Below are 19,058 nucleotides of genomic sequence, written 5' to 3'. Positions count from 1 at the left end.
AAGCTTAATGATCGCGGCGGCGGTTCAGGGTCGCCGTCGCCGTCGCTGCGACCTCGAGACTCTCATCGGAGCTGAGTTCGGCAATGAAGTCATCGACCTCGGCGCCCGGAATCTCGATCAGGACCTGCAGCACTCGGAACCGCACCCTCGCCTCTGGCGACCGGGCATGCCGACGCAGATCCGACATGATCCGCGTCGCGACCTCAGCACGCTGCCCGTCTTCCGGGGCCTCGTTGACGAAGGCGGCAAGCGCCTCCGCGGCCTCGATGTCCTTGGGTCCGTCCATCGCGATTTCGAGCAGATCCGAGACTGCAACAGGATCCCCCATCTGCCCTAATATGAGTGCGGCGCCGCTGCGCACCTGAAGGTCCGTATCACCGAGGCCGGAGTGCAGGGATGCGGTGATGGTCGCCTCAGCCACGGGCCCGAGCTCTTCCTTCGCAGTAGTGCGGCGGATCTCGTCGAGTGCCTGCAGCGCGTTGCGACGGACCTCGACGGAAAGATCGTCCATTCCCTTCGCCAAGTAGCGGACCGCCTCAGGTCCCGACTGTGCCAGGGCCCAGCGCATGGCTCCGGCGGCATTGAGCACAGACTCGTTGAGAACGGCTGCGGACAGGGACTCGACGGGTACAGTTCCGTCGACGCCGCTGCCCAGTGCCGCCTTGTGCCGCTGGATGACATCGCCGGATTCGAGGGAGCGCATGAGATCGATGGTCAACAGCAGAGCTTCACCGTCGGCATGGTGGAGGCGGTCGATCCGCTCGAGGTGGGAGAGCAGTTCCTGTTCGACTGCGATGCGCCGCCTCGACGTCTCGGCCAGCTCGCGAATCAGACGCCCGGGATCGAACGCAGGATCGCCGAGAAGGGTTCCGATCTCTGCCAGCGACATGCCAAGCTTGCGCAGCCCTTCGACATGGAATATTCGCCCGATATCGGCTGCGGAGTACTCTCGGTACCCGCTCGAGGTGCGCTCACTGGGTTCGATCAGACCCAGGGATTCGTAGTGCCGCAGCATCCGTGCGCTCACGCCTGACCTTCTGGCCACTTCGCCGATCAGCATCAGCACCCCCTCCCGTTCCCACTATAGACAGGTCACGCTGTCGTGGCTCCATCATCAACGCACCCGGCTCATGAGGAAGGAGCCCGAGGCGTCGCACGCAGCGCTGCGCGAGCTTGCCCCGCCCGGCAGCGCCGCCTCGGTCAACCCTTCCCACAGTCGACCTATGCTGACTCCTCGGACCCCAGTGCGACCATGCGCTTGGCTTCGCTCAAGGCGTGAGCGAAACCGGCGTCCGGATCGGTGAACATGTCCCGGGTCGCCATGGCGTGTGTCCGCACTGTTTCTTCCTCTGCCTGCAGTCTTCCATCGAGCACTGACACGAGGTCCTCACCCAGGGAGACGATGGCTCGACTCAGGCTCTTCTGCGTCTCCATGTCGCCCAGTCCAAGCTGTGCGACCAGGGACAAGGCCAACCGCTCTCGGTCACTACCGGGAACAAGTGCCACGGCGGCCCTCCACGCACTGCGGGCCACCTCGGTGTCGGAATGAGCGATCAGCCCGTCTCCGATGACTCCCGGGTCCATGGCCTCCCAGCCGCGGGGGTCACCGATCTTCGACAATGTGTGCAGTGCCTGACTCTGGGCTTGCGGAACATCGGAGCCCAGCTCGGCGATGAGCAGCGAAACGGTCGCCTCGGCAGGCATCCGAGTGATTGACCAGGTGAGCATGTCACGGACGAAGAAGTCCGGCTCGATTCCGCTCCGCTGGATGAGAACGCCGAGGTGGCGGTCCTCGGCCGTGATTCCGACGGACAGCGCCGCCTGCAGTCGCTGCTGTGGATTCGGCGATGACAGCGCTGCGATGACGAGCTCCTGTTTCACCTGGGGCTGCGAGACGTGCTGCGCGGATGTATCGGTGCTGTGTGGATTGGTCATGGTGTCCACCTCCTTGAAACCAGTGAAGGCCCTGACATCGTGTCAAGGTCAAGCCGGTTCGAGATGACAGGCAAAGTTCATGGGATCCGCGTCATCCTGTGCAGAGAACAGTCGTCGGCACCAGTGCCGAGAAATGAGCCGCCCCTGCCACTCACCCGCCGTTCGACCAGTGCCCGCTGGAGGCCGGCGCACTGCTTGGTGCACCATCACCGCTCGAGCCCTCACCCGAACCGTCGCTGCCAGCGCCCACAATGACCACCGTGGCGACGACGGCGATGACAACGATCACCATGGTGACCACCGCGATCACACCCACCAGACACCCGAAGAGTCGGGATCTCGGGTTGCGTCGTCTCACAAAGACCATAGTCCGATCTTAAACGGCGTCCCCACGGATACATCCCCACACAATGACGCAGAGTTGGAACACGAAGCGTCACCGTCGGACCACCCAAAGGAATTCACTTCCGTGACCGTCCTGTGACAAGAGGCACGGCGTGGGCACATGCATCCGTCAGTTTGTTGCATTATCGTTATATTCATGGCTGGACAGACTCGACACCGCAACGGATCTCGGTCCGTGCTTCGTGGTGCCCTGATCGGCTTCGGGGCAGCGGTGATGGCCCTGGTCGTCGCCGCCGTCATCATCGTCAATTCACCTGTCTCCTTCGGTTCGACTACGCTCAGGCAGATGCAGATGGCTTCAGTGAATCAACTGACCGAGCAGCAGATCGACAATGCCCGACTCATCATCGGCATCGGCCGTGGTGGGGACTTCGACGACCGGGCGATCAGAATCGCCCTCATGACCGCACTCCAGGAATCCTCGCTGCGGAACCTCGACTCGGGTGACCGCGACTCGATCGGCCTGTTCCAGCAGCGCCCTTCGCAGGGCTGGGGCGAACCGGAGCACCTCAACGATCCCATCTACGCCACGAAGTCCTTCTACGGAATCAACCCGGACATCGAGAACCCTGGTCTCGAGCAGATCGAAGACTGGCACACGATGAGCCCCACCGAAGCAGCACAGGCCGTACAGCGATCCGGTCTGCCTGATGCCTATGAGCAGTGGGAGTCCCTGGCCGACGACCTCATCGGCACTCAGAACGACGTCGAAGCCCTAAGCTGAACGGTGAGAACTGCACACCAGCCACTGACCCTGGCCGTGCTGGGACTGGGCACGGCCCTGTCGCTCAGCGCATGCTCACTACTTCCCGATCAGGCAAGCCACGCCAACGGCCCCTACCCGCAGACCGTCGACTCCCCCTATGGCAGTGCCACGATCACAGCACAGCCGGAGAAGATCGCTGTGACCAGTTCCATTGACTTCGACATCGCCGTGGCGCTCGGCGAGGATCCGGTCGTCGCACCGGCGCTGTCAGACAAGAAGGCCAGCCCCTGGGCCGCAGAGGCCCTTGATGATGCCGGCAGGGACACTCCGGCCCTGTATGACGCGGAGAAGGGTCCAGATGTCGAGGCGATCCGCGAAGCACAACCCGATGTCATCCTCGCCACCGGTCTCGACGATGTCGCAGAGCATTTCGACGAGCTCTCCGATATTGCGCCCGTCGTTGCCGCCGAAGACGATGCGACGTGGACCGATCGCACCGCCGCCGTCGCCACTGCATTGAACAAGGCGAAAGAGGCTGAGTCCAGCGTCAATGACATCAACGCTGAGGCCGAGGAGGTCGCCGCCCACCACCTCGAATTCGAAGACACGACCTATGCCCGCGCCGACGTCACAGCCGATTCCATCGACTACCTGTCGTATTCGGGCAGCGACGACAGCTTCTTCACCGGCATCGGCATGTTCCAAAACTCCGCGGCAGAGGACTACTCTGCCAAGAAGCATTCGGTCACGAAGCCTCAGGTCGACCAGCTCGATGCCGATGTCCTCCTCATCCACTTCCCCGATGTCGGGCAGACGATGCTGGACGAAGACGAGCTGGAGGATCCGTTCTATCGGGAAGTCAAGGTCATCCGCGGCAAGCACTACACCGTGCTCGATGACAACACGTTCGCAGCCCTGACCAACCTGTCGCCATTGAGCTATGACTGGCTGCTGCAGGACTTCCCCGACGATCTGGGCAAGGCCGAACAGGGCTTCCTCTGAGCCCTGAGGGCGAGCCTTTCGTCGACCGCGCGCCTACGGCTTGCCCGCCTGCTGTGATGCAGACGTGAGTTCGGTGCAGAATTTCCGGTAATCTCTTTCCATGGCTTCCACTTCAGATTCCACCCCGGTCAATGCCGCAGTCGAGCAGCTCCTGCGCAACCCCGAGGACAATCTCGAAGCCATCTCAGAGACCGCCGACCTCTTCAAGGCACTGGCCACGCCGTCGCGGCTGAAGATGCTGCTGGTTCTCGCCCACGGTGAGGCGACAGTGACACACATCGTCGAGTCCACCGAGCTCTCTCAGCCCCTGGTGTCTCAGCATCTGAAGTTCCTGCGCGGCCTCCACCTCGTCGGGGTCAACCGGATCGGCCGCGAAGCCTATTATTCGCTCAAGGACGACCACGTCGCCCACATCATCCTCGATGCCCTGGCCCATACCGTCGAAGGTCACGAGCACTGAGTGGCACCTGAATAGGTCACCGCCTCCTGCGCAGCGCCTCCGGGCCACCGCCGACGACCCAGACGATGGCGACGACCAGCCCCGCACCGATCCACTGTGCCGGCTGCAGTCGCTCTCCGGCGATGAGCGCGCCCAGGACCACGGCGGACAGCGGTTGGAGCAGCATGAGGGCAGCCGTTCGCGGCACCGTCACCAGCGGACTCGAAATGCTCAACAGCACCCATGACAGTGCCTGGCCGAAAACGGCCAACGCCACCATCCACGCCCACCCGTCCCAGCCCAGGTCGAAATCGAGCCCGCCGAGTGCGACACCGGCGATCGCCGTCATCACTCCCGCCGCAACGGTGCCTACAGCCACGGGTGCGACCACGAAGTTCGGTGCCGCCTTCCGACAGTGATGGATGCCGAAGATGTAGACGCCGTAGAGAATTCCAGACAGCACTCCGAAGACCGCACCACGCCCCGGGTTCGCGGCTCCCGCATCGGCACCGAAGACGCCTCCGGTCAGCAGCATGCCGATGATCATGACGGGGATGCACGCGATGAACAACCAGCCCGGGCGCGATCCTCCGAAGACCCACACCAGTGCCGGAAACACGATGACCTGGACGCTGATGAGCACCGTAGAGACACCGACTCCCGCATCAAGGACGCTCTGGGCCCACAGCACATAGTCAATGCCCAGAGCCGCACCCGAGACCGCTGCGACAACGAGTGCCTTGGACGGCAGGAGCCCATGATGCCGGAGTTCGAGGATGGCCAGGGGTGCCAGGACGATGACAGCGATCCAACAGCGCAGGAATGCCGCAGTCGGGGCACTAGCCTCGGCGAGGATGACGAACAGGCCCGCCGAGCCCAGGAGCAGCGCAGAGACGATGATGCCCAACGTCGGCAGACCAGTGGGCGAGAGCGGATCTGAGGCGGTTGGTGAGCGCGAAGACACAGATGGGTCCGCAAACGGTCCCCCGTCGTGGGCCGCGGCCGAGTTCGGAGTCATCTCATAAAGTCGAGGATCCGGTCGAGCGCCTCGGCGGTCTTGTCCGCGCCGACGGCCAACGACAGCCGCACCGAGCGGGGCCCGTTGAAGGAATCGAAGTCATCACCCGGGGCCAGGGCGACTCCGGTGGCTTCGAGGAGCACCTGACACCAATCGGTCGCGGTGACGATACCGGCGCCGGACCGCTGCAGGATCTCGTCGATGCGGGCATACATGTAGAACGCCCCATCGGGCGGCGCCATATCGGTAAATCCCAGGTCAGCAGTGGCGTCGAGAACGTGCTTGCGGGCGCGGGCGAAGGATTCGACCGCCGCTTCGCATTCAGCGTAGGACTCTTCGGTGAAGGCAGCCACGGCCGCATGCTGTGCGGGGACCGGGGCACACAGCGACAGGTTTCCGGTCACGTTCTGGGCAGCGTGCGTGAGCTCTTCGGGCAGAATCGCCCAACCGAGCCGCCATCCGGTCATCGCCCAGTACTTCGAGAACGAGGAGATGACGATGGCATTGTCATCATGTGCCAGCGCGGTCTCACCACGCGTGCCGATGTAGCTGATGCCGTGGTAGATCTCGTCGGAGATCACCTGCACGCCGTGTTCGGCGCACCAGGAGATGAGCTCGCCGAGGTGGTCGCCTGAAATCATCGTGCCCGTGGGGTTCGCCGGCGATGCGAGCATGAGTCCCTTGAGGGGGGCCTTCGCGTGTGCTTGTTCGAGGAGTTCGACGGTGGGCTGGAAGCCGTGGTCCGCTCCGCAGTCGAGTTCGACGATCTCGCAGTTCAAAGCGGCGAGGATGTTCTTGTATGCACCGTAGCCTGGGCGGGCAAGGGCGACGCGATCACCCGCGTCGAAGCAGGTCAGGAAGGCCGTCTGGAAAGCCCCGGAGGAGCCTGTGGTGATGGCGATGCGTTCGGCAGGCACCTCAACGTCGTACCAGTCGCGGTAGTGCCCGGCGATGGCTGCGCGCAGTTCGGGGATGCCGAAGATCGGGGAGTAGCCGAGGTTCGTGCCGTCGGTGATCACCTCGGCGGCTCTCCTGCGCACCGGTCCCGGCGCCCCCTGGGTCGGTTCGCCCAAGCACATGGCGATGGTGTCCCGGCCCGAGCGCGACATCTCCTGGACTCTGGCCACGATGTTCATGGCGGCAAACGGCTGGACGAGGCCGGCTCGGTCAGAGACGCGGGGCGCACTCGTGTGGGTGCTCGTGGTCATTGGTCACTTCCTCTCGCGTGGGACGCGTCCCATGAGGTAGAACTCGGGGTTGGGCATCATTGACCCGATGTGGGCCATTCGGTTGGACAGGCCGAAGAATCCGGTGATCGCGCCGATGTCCCAGGCATCTTCGTCGTCGAATCCGTGCTCGGCCAGGGCTGCGAAATCAGCGTCGCCGAGCGCCCAGGGCTCTGTGCAGACCTTCATCGCGAAGTCGAGCATCGCCATCTGGCGGTCGGTGATGTCGGCCTGGCGGTAGTTGACGGCCACCTGGTCGGCCACGTGGGGCTTCTTCTCCATGATCCGCAGCACGGCTCCGTGCGCGACGACGCAGTAGAGGCAGTTATTCACCGCCGAGGTGGCCGTGACGATCATCTCCCGGTCTCCCTTGGTCAGGTTCCCGGTCTCCTTCTCCATCAGAGCGTCGTAGTAGGCGAAGAATGCACGGAATTCGGCCGGTCGCCGGGCCAGGGACAGGAAGACGTTGGGCACGAAGCCCGACTTCTCGGACACGGCCAGGATGGTTTCGCGGATATCGTCTTCGACCTCGTCGATGTCAGCCAGTGGGTAGCGCATACTGCTCATGCTAACCGCCGAGGCGCTTCCTGTGTGCCACGGGTCACGTACCGGGCTGGGATGCCGCTGTACTGAGGGCTAGGGTGAGGTGCAGACCATCGATGACGATCATAAGGAGTGTCAATCATGAGTGACGAGAACACCGGCTCGACCGGCGAGGTTCAGCTCGACAACGGAGTCTTTCGAGTAACGAAGTGGACAATCGAACCCGACGGCGTCATCCCGATGCACAAGCACGAGTACGAATACGTCGTCGTGCCCATGGTCACCGACACGATGGTTGTGCAGAACTCGGACGGCACGCAGATCAACGCCGAACTCGAAGCAGGAGTCAGCTACACCCGCGCCGCAGGTGCTGAGCATGAAGTCTCGAACCCCGGCGGTTCTGCCGCTGTCGTCTTCGTCGAAATCGAACGCCTCTGACTCAGGCAGCAACACTGAGACAGCAGTACTTAGGCGGGCACGTCCCACGTGTGGACGGGTTCGCCTGAGGCCTGGTTCTTCACGTAGGCGTCCATCATCGCCTTGAGTCCCTCGCGGCGCTCCGGCGAGTCCGGGGAGCTGTTCGGCGCCAGGTGGTCAAGCATCCTCAGCTGCCAGGTCGCACCGTTGGCACGCAGTTCGGCTCGCCCTTCGATGATCGACATGTACTCTTCGATGACGTCCTTGTCGATGCCCAGACGGTTCAATCCCCGGCGCGCCTGCGGAATGAGAACATCAAGCACGAGATCCGCGACATCGATGTGGCCGATCTTCGGCCAGGTCACGCGGGCATGGATGCCGTCCTTGGCGCAGGCGAAGAAATTCTCCTCCGCCTCGCGGAAGGACATTCGCGACCACACGGGACGGTTCTGCCCGACGAGGAACTCGGCCAGACCATAGTAGAAGGCGGCGTCGGCGACCATGTCGACGGGTGTCGGGCCGGCCGGGAGCAGTCGGTTCTCCACGCGGATATGGGCACCGGAGTCCGAGGAGTCATAGATCGGCCGATTCCAGCGCCACACGGTGCCGTTGTGCAGGTTGAGTTCGTAGAGCTTCGGGGCATCGGCAGAGCTGAACTCGACGAAGTCCTTGATTTCGGGAAGCAGCGGTGGAAAGTACCGGACGTTTTCTTCGAAGAGGTCGAAGACGCTTGTGATCCAGCGTTCCCCGAACCACACTCGGGGCCGCACTCCCTGGTTGACGAGCTCGGGGGTGCGCGTATCGATGGACTGGGTGAACACCGGAATCCGGGATTCGTGCCATAGTTTGCGGCCGACGAACAGTGGGGAGTTCGCGCTCATTGCGACCTGTGCTGCCGCGATCGCCTGGGAGGCATTCCACGCCTCGGCGAACTTATTGGGAGCGACCTGCAGATGCAGCTGCATCGACGTACAGGATGCCTCCGGGGCGATGTCGGCGAATTCGTGCTTGTACTTCTCCTCGCCGTCGAGCTCGATGCGCACGTACTCACCGCGAGCATCGACGATCGAGTTGCTCAGCGCCTCGTAGCGGTTCTCCTCGGTGATCCACGTTTCTTCGGTGAGGAATTGGGTGCTCAGGGTCGGCAGCGTTCCGATCGACGCAACCTTCAGCCCTTCCGCCTCGGCGGCCTTCTGAGCCTTGCCCAGCCGGTGTGCCACGCCCGCCTCCAGGGTCTTCAGCCCACGGCCGGCCACTTGCAGCACTGGGTGGTTGAGTTCAAGGTTGAAGCCGCCGATCTCCGACTGGTACTCATCGTCGAGGCGTTCGAGAACCTTCTTGTTGTTCAGACTCGGCTGATTGTCGGAGTCGATGAGATTGAGCTCGAGCTCGAGACCGATCGTGCCCGCGGACTTGAACTCCGCATGCCGCAGGTACGTGTCGAAGAGCTCGAGGTTCTCCGCGAGCTTCTCCCGATACAGCGTGCGTTCTTCCGGCGTGTACCGCTTGGAATTGACTGCCTCACCCATGGGTCAAGCAAACCACAGGCTGAGGCGGTTTGCGTAGGCTATTTCCGTCACACGATGCGGACACTGCAACCGCCCTTGCAGGCCTCATCGTAGAATCGGGCCATGACTACCTCTCAGTCCTCAGAGCTCCAGTCCGCTGACCTCGTTGCCAAGGCCACCGACCGCCTCCCCCTCATCCTCGATGACATCAAACGCGTCATCACGAAGGAAACACCTTCTCACGACAAAGAAGCTGTGGCCGCCGGTGCCCACGACTTCGTCGAACTGCTGCGTGAACGCCTCGGTGCGTCGGCCGAGGTCATCACCATCGATGACACTGCCCATGTGCGGCTGCGTTTCGGCTCGGGGCCGGCCCGCGTCGTCCTCCTCAACCACCAGGACACGGTGTGGCCGCACGGGACCTTAGACCGCATCCCCTTCTCCACCGACGACGGAATCCTGCGCGGGCCGGGCAGCTTCGACATGCTCACCGGGGCGATCATGAGCATCCACGCGAGCGCGATCCTGCGCGAGCACCTCGGCGAGAGTGCCCTCGATGGTCTGTCGATCCTCGTCACCGGCGATGAGGAGATCGGGTCGATCTCGTCCTCGGATCTCATTCGCGCCGAGGCGGCCGAGGCGAAGGCCGTGTATGTGATGGAGGCGAGCGCCGGGGGTGCGCTCAAACTCGAACGCAAGGGCACGAGCAACTACACACTCGTCTTCACGGGCAAGGCCTCCCATGCCGGGCTCGAACCGGAGAAGGGAATCAACGCGGGCATGGCACTGGCCCTGCATCTGCCCCTCGTCGCCGATCTCGCCAAACCTAAGGAGGGGACATCTGTGGTGCCGACCGTGATCAGTGCGGGCACCACCTCGAACACGGTCCCCGCCGAGGCACGTGTCGATGTGGATGTGCGTGCACGCACCGCCGCCGAACTCGACCGAGTCGATGCCGCCATGCGTGAGCTCGCCACACGGCCCCAACTCAAGGGCTCGTCGATCGAGGTCATCGGCGGAATCAACCGTCCACCGTTCGAGCGCGAGCAGTCGGCGACACTCTTCGATCGCGCCACTGCCTTGGCCGCTGAACTTGGTCTGCCCGCTCCCGAAGGTGTCTCCGTGGGCGGCGCCTCGGACGGTAACTTCACCGCCGGCGACGGCATCGCGACACTTGATGGTCTGGGTGCCGTGGGCGATGGTGCACATGCCGAACACGAGCACGCGGTCATCGAAGAGATCGCCCCGCGCACCGCTCTGCTCGCAGCCCTCATCGCCGATCAGCTCAAGGGCTGAAGCAAGCTTCAAGCTCCTGAACTCACTCAGGCAGTCACGTGATCGGGTAGCCCGCGACCCGCATGTCCTCCGGGTTCTTCATGGAGAAGAGCCAGTCGCGCAAATGCGGGTCGGGGACGATCTCGTCACGGGCACTGAGGTGATCGTGGCCGACGAGGTAGTAGTGGTAGTCGAAGCGATCGAGGATGCGCATCAGCTGCGCGGGCTGCGCCCTCTCTTCGAGAACCTCGCACAGGATGTCCGGCTGCAGTGTGCCCAACAGTTCCCGGCCATTGTCGAGGACATCGTTCTCCGCACCCTCAACGTCGATCTTCACCGTCACCTGCGGGTGGCCGGGCGGCAGGTCCGGGAGGAGCTCGTCGAGGCAGGTGAAGTGCACCTGGGCACCGGAGTCGAAGTCCATGCCCGCCCCGTAGAACGACGGCAGAGCCGAACCCCCGTCACCAGTGGGTACGTGCATCGTGGTGCCGGGCTTGCCGACCCCCGTCAGATGCACGCTCACCCGATCGCCGAGGTGGTTGCGGGCAATGTTCTTCTTCAGCCCGGTGACGACGGCAGGGATGATCTCGAAGGAGTGGGCGACTGCGGCCGGATTCGCGGCCAGAACCGCCATCGTGAACACCCCGGTGTAGGCACCGATGTCGAGGAACACGTCCGCGTCGCGGGACAGTTCGACCATGAGGTCGAGCGCGAAGGCGTCCTCTGCCTCCGTCCGGCGACCCTTGCCCCAATAGAATTCCTTGGCGATCTCACAGCGGAATGGATCGACGAGGTAGAAGCCGGCACCTCCGGCACGCCCGCGCACCTCGGTGAGTCCGATCGGTGCGGGCAGTCTGCCGACCTTGATGCCGTTGATGTGGGGCGCCAGCGTCCTCAGCATCAGGTGGAGATACGGTTGCGCGAGTGCAGTCTTGACGGGCAGTTTGAGTCCGAACCACTTCTGCTTCCGGCCTTTGAGCGACCGCAGGTAGTCGTTCACACAGCTCTCCCTCGATTGAGCGGAACCTTTGATTCACAGTACCAAGGTCGAGACCGCTGTCTCTAGAGGCGGCACAGTCATCAGACGAACAATGCAGCCTGCCGCTGCTCTTTCCGAGAGTCGCTGCCTGCTCCCACTGCGTCCCACACTCCAACGCTCGCCGAGGCGGACCTGAGAGTGACTATAAGCTGGGTCATAGGATCATCGGCCCCGATCACGAAGAAGGTGCATGGCGCATGAAGCTCAAGTCAATCACTCTCCACCAGGTATCCATTCCCCTCGTCACCCCCTTCGAGACCTCGTTCATGCGAGAGACGGAGAAGGACTGCTACCTCGTCGAGGCCACCTTCGATACCCCTAAAGGTGAGATCACGGGGTGGGGAGAGTCAGTGGCGATGATCTCCCCGCTCTACTCCTCTGAGTACGTGGCATCGGGCATCGATGTCACAAAGCGATGGCTGGCACCGATCCTCTTCGACGTCGACGACCTCACCGCGGAGACCGTGTCCTGGCACCTGCGTCACGTGATCGGTCACCCGATGGCGAAGTCGGCGCTGGAGATGGCAGTCATCGAGGCCCAGCTCAAACTCAATGACCAGTCCTTCAAAAGCTATCTCGGCGGCGTCGTCGACTCCGTGCCCTCCGGAGTCTCTGTGGGCATCCAGGACTCAGTCGAAGACACTGTCAAGGTCATCGGCGGTTACCTGGAGGAGGGCTACGCCCGCATCAAGCTCAAGATCAAACCAGGCAAGGACATTGCGCCCGTCGCCGCGGTGCGCAAGGCCTTCGGAGACGACTTCGGCTTCCAGGTCGATGCCAATGCCGCTTACACTCTCGTCGACGCCTCCCACCTGCGCAGGCTCGATGAGTACGGCCTCCTCCTCATCGAACAGCCTTTGGGCGAGGCCGACATCCGCCAGCACGGGGAGCTCGCGAAGCTGATGGAGACTCCGATGTGCCTGGACGAGTCGATTGACTCCGCTGAAGCCGCCGCCGATGCGATCTCCATGGGTGCAGCGGCCGTCATCAACATCAAGCCCGGACGGGTAGGAGGCTTCATCGAAGCGAAGAAGATCCACGACCTCTGCTCCGCCCATGGCGTGGCAGTCTGGCACGGCGGAATGGTCGAGACCGGTTTGGGCCGTGCCGCCAATGCCGCACTGGCATCTCTGCCCGGTTTCACGCTGCCAGGAGACATCTCGGGATCGAATCGCTTCTTCCGCGAAGACATCACCGAAGAGATCGTCATGTACGACGGCAAGGTCGACGTACCCACAGGCGTCGGCTTCGGCGTGTCGATCAACCCCGCGAGACTCGAGAAGTTCCGTACCGACTCGGTGCAGATCCTGCCGCAGGGCTGAAGCGACCAGACGGCATAAAGTGAACGGTGGTTTCAAGCTGTCGTTGCCACACCTCTGCACAAGAGGAAGTTGCCATGGTCCGCAGCGGAGCACCGTCGACGGTGCCGTCGGCTCAGTTGTGGGTATGCGTCTCCTGCGCCGCGTCCTTCGCCCTGTCGAACTGGAAGGTCGAGTGTTCGATCGCGACCCTGAAATGCTCTGCCAGACACTCCTGAAGCGCGGTGAGTATTCGCGGGGCATGACCGTCGTAGAAGCATTCGTCGGCGAGGACCACGTGCGCGGTGAGCACCGGAAGGTTCGAATCGATGCGCGTCACGTGAAGGTCGTGGACTTCCTGGACGTGTTCGACCCCCTCAATGTGCATCTTGACCTTGTCGAGGTCGAGTTGCCTCGGTGCGACTTCGAGCAGGATGGATCCGGTCTCTTTCAAGATGGAGAAGGCTCTGGGCACGATCAGCGCGGCGATGAACAGGGCGGCCACCGCATCGGCACGAGTCCAGTCGAAGAGCCAGATCGAGACGGCAGCGAGGATGACGGCGACAGAACCCAACGCATCGGCGATGACCTCGAGGAATGCGGCCCTCAGATTGAGCGACTGCTCTTTGGAAGAACTGAGGATGATGATCGACACGATGTTGCCGACCAGTCCGACGGCACCGAAGAGCATCAGCTCCGGGCCCGGCACCTCGGGCGGGACGAAGAAGCGCCGGATTCCCTCGATGAGGCTGTAGACACCGAGCCCTAGGAGTAGAGTCGCCTGTGCTCCCGCGGCAAGCACTTCGGCCCGGCGAAAACCCCAGGTCTTCTGGCCCTTCGGCGGCTTCCGGACCAGGGCGGCGGCGAAGAGTGCGATCCCGATGCCGATGAGGTCGACGGAGTTATGTCCGGTGTCGATCAGCAATGCCAGGCTGTTCGTCATGATCGAGCCGATCACCTGGAAGACGAAGATCACCAGGACGATGCCGAAGACGATCGCCAAGCGTCGACGCGATCCTGAGGTGTGCGAGTGGTCGTGTGTCATGGGAACCTCCTACGCAATCACATTAACATATGCGCATGTCTTTATGAATGAGTTCGGCGTCACATGACCTCATTGCGTTCCGGTTCCTTTCAGCGGTCCGCCTCCGGCTCCCGTCAGCCATCCCCGAGGCGGACCTGGGGGACAACATCCGAACGCAGAATGCGTGCGTGCCCGGCACAATTGCCGGACACGCACGCATCAAGTCTGCACAATGCCCGCAGGTCACCCCGGGCAGCGTGAGTGCCGATCACAGCACAGGCTATGTCTTGTCGGGCCCGCCCGAGCCGCCCTTCGGCCCGTTCGAGCCTGAGCCGTCAGAATCGCCGTCGGAACCGCCGTCACGGCCGTCGCGCCTCCGCAGTGCGTCGGCGATGTAAGACTGCACATCGATTCCGGTGGCCTTCTTCACATCGTCACCGATGTGGGTGAGATCGAGTTCCCCGTTCTCGTCAAGGTAGTCCTTCGGATCGAAATTCCCACCCGTCCAGGCGCTGGGATCCCCCAGACCTGCAAACTTCGACCCTCTGCCACCTGAGCGATCTCCGCGACGTGACTGGCCGCCGTGCCCTTCGGAGATCTGGCCTTCGACGACCTGATCGCGGCCGTCGGCAGCGCGAGAGTCCGAGGCTGTGGATCCGGCCTCGGCGACGGCACCCGAATCCTCGGATGACGTCGAGCCATCGGATGACGTCGAGGCATCGCCGCCCCCTCCGTTCGCGGACTTCGAACCGCCCTGGTTCTGAGCCTTGCTGACCAGATCGCTGAGGTCGATGCCGGTGGTGCCGCGCACGACCTCGAGAACCTGCGCGAGGTTGTTCGACACCGAGTTCGCGAGCTTGGACTCGCCGTCGGTCGACACGATCGAGAGGTCCTTGATGTTCGCGTATGGTGCGACGAGTTCGCCGGCGATGGTCGGCAGGACCTCGAGGACCTTCGACAGTACGGCCGCATCGTTGAACTTCTTGTAGGCCTCTGCCTGAGCCTGGAGGGCCCCGGCTTCCGCCTCGCCGCGCGCCTTGATCGCATCGGCCTGGGCCTCACCCTCGAGCCGAATGGCCTCAGCGTCCTTGGACCGGCGGTGCAGCTCAGCGGCTGCCTCGGCCCGGCCCTGAGCTTCGACGTCATAGGCACGCGCATCGGCATCTGCCTGCTGGCGGTACCGCTCCGCATCGGCAGGACGCCTGACCTCGGCATCGAGCTGTTCGGCACGCAGCTCTGCGGCTTCCTTCGCCACGATTCGGTCGCGTTCGAGCAGCTTCTGCTTCTCCGCCGCGTTCGCCAGCGGACCGGCATTGTCGGCACCTGCCTGACGCTGATCTGCTTCTTCCTTCAGCGCCGCGCGACGCAGTGCAAGCTGCTGCTGCTGTTCGGCGATGGCCTGATCGGTCAGCGCCTGCTGCTTCTGTGTCTCCTCTGTCTGCAGCGCTTCTTCAACGGCCGAGGCACGGCTGGCGTTCGCCTCGGCGATGGCAGCGTTCTTCGCGACCTCGGCCGCCTGTGGGCGACCCCAGTCCTTCAGGTAGCTGCCCTCATCCTCGACCGCGGAGATCTGGAACGTATCGATGACCAGACCCTGGTTGTTCATCGAATGTGCGGATTCCTCCTGCACTTGGGCGGCGAAGGAGGCACGGTCCTGGATGATCTGCTCGACGGTGAGCGTACCGACGACAGCGCGCAGAGTGCCGGAGAGGATCTCCGTGCTGTAGGGCTCGATCTGGTCCTGCTGGTCGAGGAAGCGCTGGGCGGCCTTGCGCACATCTTCCTCGGTGCCGCCGACCTTGACCTGCGCGACGCCGTGCAGGCGCAGCGCGATACCGTTCATCGAGATGCCGTCGATGGCAACAGCGATCTGGCGCGATGACAGCGACAGAGTGAATGCCTTCTGCACGATCGGGTAGACGACCGATCGACCGCCGATGATGATGCGGCCGCTGCCGCCGAGCCCGGACGCATTGCGGCCAGTGATGATGAGCGCCTCAGAGGGGGAGGCGATCTTGATCGAGCGCATGATCACGAAGAACGCGATCAGGGCGATGATGACTATGACGCCGATGACTCCGGCGCCCACGATGAAATCCATCCTTGGGCCTTTCCGAGATTCGATGGTGGAAGGGGCCGGACAAGGTGAGACCACAGCGTCCGTTGTGTTCATCCTATGCGAGTCCCTGACCCTTGCACAGAGTCGTCCAGCGCCGAGGCGGCTCGGCCGTCCCCACGATGATCAGATCATCGCCGAGGTGGGCCTGAGGTTCACTTACCCCATTCGCCGGGAGGGCCGAGGAGCAGCAGCCCACTGAAGACGATGACGACGAGGATGACTCCGACACCGATGGCCAGGAACGGTGAGCGGATCGCCCAGGAGGTGAGCTTTTCGAACCAGTTGCGTGGGGTGCGTCCGTTCGCGCCCAGTCCCCAGTCACCCTCGAGTGCTCCGGTCTTCTCCACGGATCGTTCGAAGGGAATCGTGGCGTAGGGAATGATGGCCGAGCCCAGGCCCGTGGCGATGCGCTTCTTGCTCCACATCTGTGAGGTGCCCACGCCGACGACGGCGATGACGAAGCAGATGAAGACGAACCCGTGGATTCCGCCGCCGATGCGCACACCGATCTCGGTGATATGGGTGTATTTGAGGATCATGCCGATGATGAGCAGTGTCCAGGTGATGGTCTCCGCGATGGCGAAGATCTTGAAGAAGAGTTTGGGAGTCACAGGAGTCCATTGTGCCCGACCAAGATGGGCAGGCACTGAAGGACTCCACCGACTGAGCGGAGGCGTCTCACTGCAGCGGATGAATGGGCACGCGGGCCGGCAGACTTATTCAGTCACCGGCCCGCGTGGCATTCGAAGGATGCTCAGGCCTTGCGGCGGCGAGCTCCCATTGTCATGATCACGCCGAGCACCATGAGTGCACCGGCCGAGATCACCAGAGGCAGGGCCTCATTGCCTGTGCGCGGCAGGTCTCCACCGCCATCACCGGCACCTGGACCGTCGCTGTCGGCGGCGAGGACCTCGAATGAACCGGACAGCGGTTCACCGCCGTCGCAGTCGACTGTGACCTCGTACGTGCCGACATAGGTTGCGGCCTTGGACTCATCGAGTCCGCGGACACCGAACCTGGCCACGGAATCGGCATCTGCCGTCGCGGTCTGCTCGAATGTCTCGATCGTGCCGTTCTGCGGCTCCACCGTCATCGTGGCGGTGGTGTCCGGGGTGCATCCGGCGGCGGCCACCTGCACGCCCTTGGCACCGATGAAGTCAGCCTGGTCGATCGTGGTCGGATCAATGCTCAGACTCCGCTCGACCGGAGCATCCGTCGGATCATCCGTCGGCGTCTCAGTAGGAGTCTCCGTCGGCGGATCCGTCGGTGGAGTGCTCGGCGGATCGGTCGGGGCCGGTGCATCGCGGAGATCGTATGCGAGCGTGTGCACCGCATAGGCGATGGCTGGGGAGAAGATGTCGAGAGACTCCTGGCTCACGTTCTCGATCGTGTCAGTGGGCTGATGGTAGTTGGTGTCGTGCTTGTCGCCAACGGTTCCACCGAACATGTCGGCCTCCTCCTGCGTCTTCGTGCCATCGGCCCCGGAGAACAGACCACTGGAGGGAATGCCGTTGTCGATGAAGGCCTGGTAGTCCGAGCGTCCTGAGAAGTCCGTTCCGACGTTGGGCTGATCCTTCGTGTCGAAGTAGTCGGTGAAGACCTTCTCGAGCTCCGCCGAACCCTCGGGCACGTTGACCCCATCAGGGATCGGCACATCGGAGCCGTCGGAGTCCAGCGTACCGACGATGTAGTTGTCGGATCCGATCATGTCGAAGTTCATGTACGACTTGACCTTCGAGGCCTCTGACTCACTGAGGCTCTCCACGTAATGGGTCGAGCCGACGAGCCCGACCTCTTCCGCGGCCCACCAGCCGAAGCGGATGGCGTTGTCCGCCTCGGTCGGCTGCTTTGCCAGTGCCTCGGCGCTGGCCAGCAGTGCGGCTGATCCGGAGCCGTTGTCGTTGGCACCCGGCCCTACGGCGACACCGTCGAGGTGGGCGCCGAACATCTGGACGTTGTCGTGATCGCCGGCTTTGGTTTCGGCGATGACGTTCCAGGTCGTCGAGGTGGTGTATTCGGTTTCGAGGGTGAAATCGGCCAGCAGCGGCTCCCCCTCGGCGGCTCCTTCAATCTTGGTCAGCAGGTCGTTGCCCTCGTTATAGCTGACACCGACGGTGGGTGCACCGTTCTCGACGCGTTCGCCGAGGGTGGCATTGAGTGCCTCATCGGGTGCAGAGGTGTCGTTGTTGTAGAGGATGACCGCTGCGGCTCCGGCATCCGTGGCCGCCTGGGTCTTCTCCCCGAAGGCGCAGCTGCCGCGTGCCACCAGGACGAGTGCACCCTCGGCGCTGTCGTCGAAGTCGCTGGCCTCGCAGCCCAGCTGGCCGCCGGCCAGGTCGCTGAAGTCGTCGTCGACCGGCAGCGCCACGGACAGATCGGTCAGGGGTTCTTCGGTGCCCTCGGTGTAGCTGGCCGGGGTGACCTCGAGTTCCTCTCCGTCAACGCTGACAGCGACCTCGCCGAACGTCTGGTCGTCGACGTCGAAGGCCTGGCGTTCGACGTCGAAGGCACCAGTGGCCTCGAGCGTCTCTTCGACGTACTCAACGGACTCCTCATAGCCCGGTGTCCCCAAGGCACGGAATCCCTCATCGGAATGGGAGGTCGAGATGTCGGAGATCTTCTGCAGGTGATCCATCACGGCGTCGCCGGTGACGCCCATATCGGTGTGTTCGGTCGGTCCCGCGTTTCCGGCCGCCAGTGCCGGACTGAATCCGCCGAGAGCCAGACCGGTGGCGGCGGTGACCGCCAACCATGTTTTGGTACGCAACTTCATAGAGTTCCTTTCGCTCCTCAGGTGCCAGACGAACCATGGCTGCTTTTCGCACACATCTGCGAGCGGGCATCTCTGACCGCGTCCGGACCTCGACCGAACGTCACCCACGAGGTAATCGCAGCACACGAATAGCTGAGCGCGAACCGGAGGCACCGAGGCTGTCAGAAGTTCACAACAGCAGCGGTGCCAACCTGTCGAGCTCAAGGGGAAGCTTGATTCTCCCGTTTCGCAATGTATTCGCCATTGGTAACGAAATACATACATCTATAACGAAACGGTGACACAACTCACATTGACCTTTAATCTAGCCCATCCCCTGGACGCCTGAGGT

18 protein-coding genes are annotated in these 19,058 nt (G+C 63.2%); 6 read left to right on the top strand and 12 right to left on the bottom strand.

Going from position 1 to position 19,058, the window contains the following annotated elements; genetic code table 11:
* Positions 1 to 4 precede the first annotated feature (4 nt).
* The 3 genes from BANT918_RS12595 to BANT918_RS17250 form a co-directional block, all read right to left on the bottom strand.
* Entirely contained in the window at positions 5 to 1,060 is a 1,056-nt protein-coding gene (locus BANT918_RS12595; protein ID WP_101620628.1) for a MerR family DNA-binding transcriptional regulator, read from the bottom strand.
* A 161-nt stretch (positions 1,061 to 1,221) separates the two neighbouring features.
* Positions 1,222 to 1,935, bottom strand: coding sequence for a HEAT repeat domain-containing protein (locus BANT918_RS12590; RefSeq protein ID WP_101620574.1), 714 nt, complete (start codon positions 1,933 to 1,935; stop codon positions 1,222 to 1,224).
* A 151-nt stretch (positions 1,936 to 2,086) separates the two neighbouring features.
* Complete coding sequence (locus tag BANT918_RS17250; protein WP_145996986.1) at positions 2,087 to 2,302, bottom strand: hypothetical protein; 216 nt, start codon at positions 2,300 to 2,302, stop codon at positions 2,087 to 2,089.
* A gap of 174 nt (positions 2,303 to 2,476) precedes the next feature.
* Here BANT918_RS17250 and BANT918_RS12585 point away from each other — a divergent pair, with 174 nt between their 5' ends.
* The 3 genes from BANT918_RS12585 to BANT918_RS12575 all read left to right on the top strand — a co-directional run bounded on the left by BANT918_RS12585 (position 2,477) and on the right by BANT918_RS12575 (position 4,508).
* A complete protein-coding gene (locus tag BANT918_RS12585) occupies positions 2,477 to 3,064 on the top strand; it encodes a peptidoglycan-binding protein (RefSeq protein ID WP_233429470.1) in 588 nt (195 codons plus the stop codon).
* Between the two features lie 3 nt (positions 3,065 to 3,067).
* Positions 3,068 to 4,048, top strand: a complete 981-nt coding sequence (locus BANT918_RS12580; RefSeq protein WP_101620572.1) for an ABC transporter substrate-binding protein — start codon at positions 3,068 to 3,070, stop codon at positions 4,046 to 4,048.
* Between the two features lie 100 nt (positions 4,049 to 4,148).
* Complete coding sequence (locus BANT918_RS12575) at positions 4,149 to 4,508, top strand: ArsR/SmtB family transcription factor (protein ID WP_101571527.1); 360 nt, start codon at positions 4,149 to 4,151, stop codon at positions 4,506 to 4,508.
* A 16-nt stretch (positions 4,509 to 4,524) separates the two neighbouring features.
* Here the strand turns inward: BANT918_RS12575 and BANT918_RS12570 are convergent, their stop codons facing one another.
* The 3 genes from BANT918_RS12570 to BANT918_RS12560 are packed head-to-tail and all read right to left on the bottom strand — an operon-like array spanning position 4,525 to position 7,289.
* Positions 4,525 to 5,505, bottom strand: coding sequence for a DMT family transporter (locus BANT918_RS12570; protein WP_101620571.1), 981 nt, complete (start codon positions 5,503 to 5,505; stop codon positions 4,525 to 4,527).
* Positions 5,502 to 6,713 (bottom strand): pyridoxal phosphate-dependent aminotransferase, encoded by a 1,212-nt coding sequence (locus BANT918_RS12565; RefSeq protein ID WP_101620570.1) that lies wholly within the window; start codon positions 6,711 to 6,713, stop codon positions 5,502 to 5,504. Before BANT918_RS12565 ends, BANT918_RS12570 begins: the two co-directional genes overlap by 4 nt.
* A 3-nt stretch (positions 6,714 to 6,716) precedes the next feature.
* Positions 6,717 to 7,289, bottom strand: coding sequence for a peroxidase-related enzyme (locus tag BANT918_RS12560; RefSeq protein ID WP_208618105.1), 573 nt, complete (start codon positions 7,287 to 7,289; stop codon positions 6,717 to 6,719).
* 126 nt (positions 7,290 to 7,415) lie between these two features.
* Between BANT918_RS12560 and BANT918_RS12555 the strand changes: the two genes are divergently transcribed.
* Positions 7,416 to 7,712: a cupin gene (locus BANT918_RS12555; protein ID WP_101620568.1), complete on the top strand. Its 297-nt coding sequence runs from the start codon at positions 7,416 to 7,418 to the stop codon at positions 7,710 to 7,712.
* Between the two features lie 29 nt (positions 7,713 to 7,741).
* Here the strand turns inward: BANT918_RS12555 and BANT918_RS12550 are convergent, their stop codons facing one another.
* Positions 7,742 to 9,220, bottom strand: a complete 1,479-nt coding sequence (locus BANT918_RS12550; RefSeq protein ID WP_101620567.1) for a glutamate-cysteine ligase family protein — start codon at positions 9,218 to 9,220, stop codon at positions 7,742 to 7,744.
* Between the two features lie 102 nt (positions 9,221 to 9,322).
* On the opposite strand from BANT918_RS12550, the gene BANT918_RS12545 reads away from it, so the two are divergent.
* Positions 9,323 to 10,495, top strand: a complete 1,173-nt coding sequence (locus tag BANT918_RS12545; RefSeq protein ID WP_208618104.1) for a M20 family metallopeptidase — start codon at positions 9,323 to 9,325, stop codon at positions 10,493 to 10,495.
* Between the two features lie 34 nt (positions 10,496 to 10,529).
* Here BANT918_RS12545 and BANT918_RS12540 read toward each other — a convergent pair whose 3' ends face one another.
* On the bottom strand, positions 10,530 to 11,474 hold the full coding sequence (locus BANT918_RS12540; RefSeq protein WP_101620566.1) for an FkbM family methyltransferase: 945 nt from the start codon (positions 11,472 to 11,474) through the stop codon (positions 10,530 to 10,532).
* Between the two features lie 236 nt (positions 11,475 to 11,710).
* Here BANT918_RS12540 and menC point away from each other — a divergent pair, with 236 nt between their 5' ends.
* A complete protein-coding gene (menC, locus tag BANT918_RS12535; RefSeq protein WP_101620565.1) occupies positions 11,711 to 12,835 on the top strand; it encodes an o-succinylbenzoate synthase in 1,125 nt (374 codons plus the stop codon).
* Positions 12,836 to 12,947: 112 nt separating this feature from the next.
* On the opposite strand, the gene BANT918_RS12530 is transcribed toward menC, so the two are convergent.
* The 4 genes from BANT918_RS12530 to BANT918_RS12515 all read right to left on the bottom strand — a co-directional run bounded on the left by BANT918_RS12530 (position 12,948) and on the right by BANT918_RS12515 (position 18,727).
* Positions 12,948 to 13,856, bottom strand: a complete 909-nt coding sequence (locus BANT918_RS12530; protein ID WP_101620564.1) for a cation diffusion facilitator family transporter — start codon at positions 13,854 to 13,856, stop codon at positions 12,948 to 12,950.
* 259 nt (positions 13,857 to 14,115) lie between these two features.
* The gene (locus BANT918_RS12525) at positions 14,116 to 15,936 is read right to left on the bottom strand and encodes a flotillin family protein (RefSeq protein WP_101620563.1); all 1,821 of its coding nucleotides are present in this window, start codon (positions 15,934 to 15,936) and stop codon (positions 14,116 to 14,118) included.
* Between the two features lie 170 nt (positions 15,937 to 16,106).
* The gene (locus BANT918_RS12520; RefSeq protein WP_101620562.1) at positions 16,107 to 16,565 is read right to left on the bottom strand and encodes a DUF3817 domain-containing protein; all 459 of its coding nucleotides are present in this window, start codon (positions 16,563 to 16,565) and stop codon (positions 16,107 to 16,109) included.
* Between the two features lie 143 nt (positions 16,566 to 16,708).
* The gene (locus tag BANT918_RS12515; protein WP_101620561.1) at positions 16,709 to 18,727 is read right to left on the bottom strand and encodes a M20/M25/M40 family metallo-hydrolase; all 2,019 of its coding nucleotides are present in this window, start codon (positions 18,725 to 18,727) and stop codon (positions 16,709 to 16,711) included.
* Positions 18,728 to 19,058: the final 331 nt, after the last annotated feature.

The organism is Brevibacterium antiquum CNRZ 918 (assembly GCF_900169145.1).
GTDB classification, from domain to species: Bacteria; Actinomycetota; Actinomycetes; order Actinomycetales; family Brevibacteriaceae; genus Brevibacterium; species Brevibacterium koreense.
Note: the sequence above shows the minus strand (reverse complement) of the source record. Positions and strands in the feature narration are given on the sequence as shown.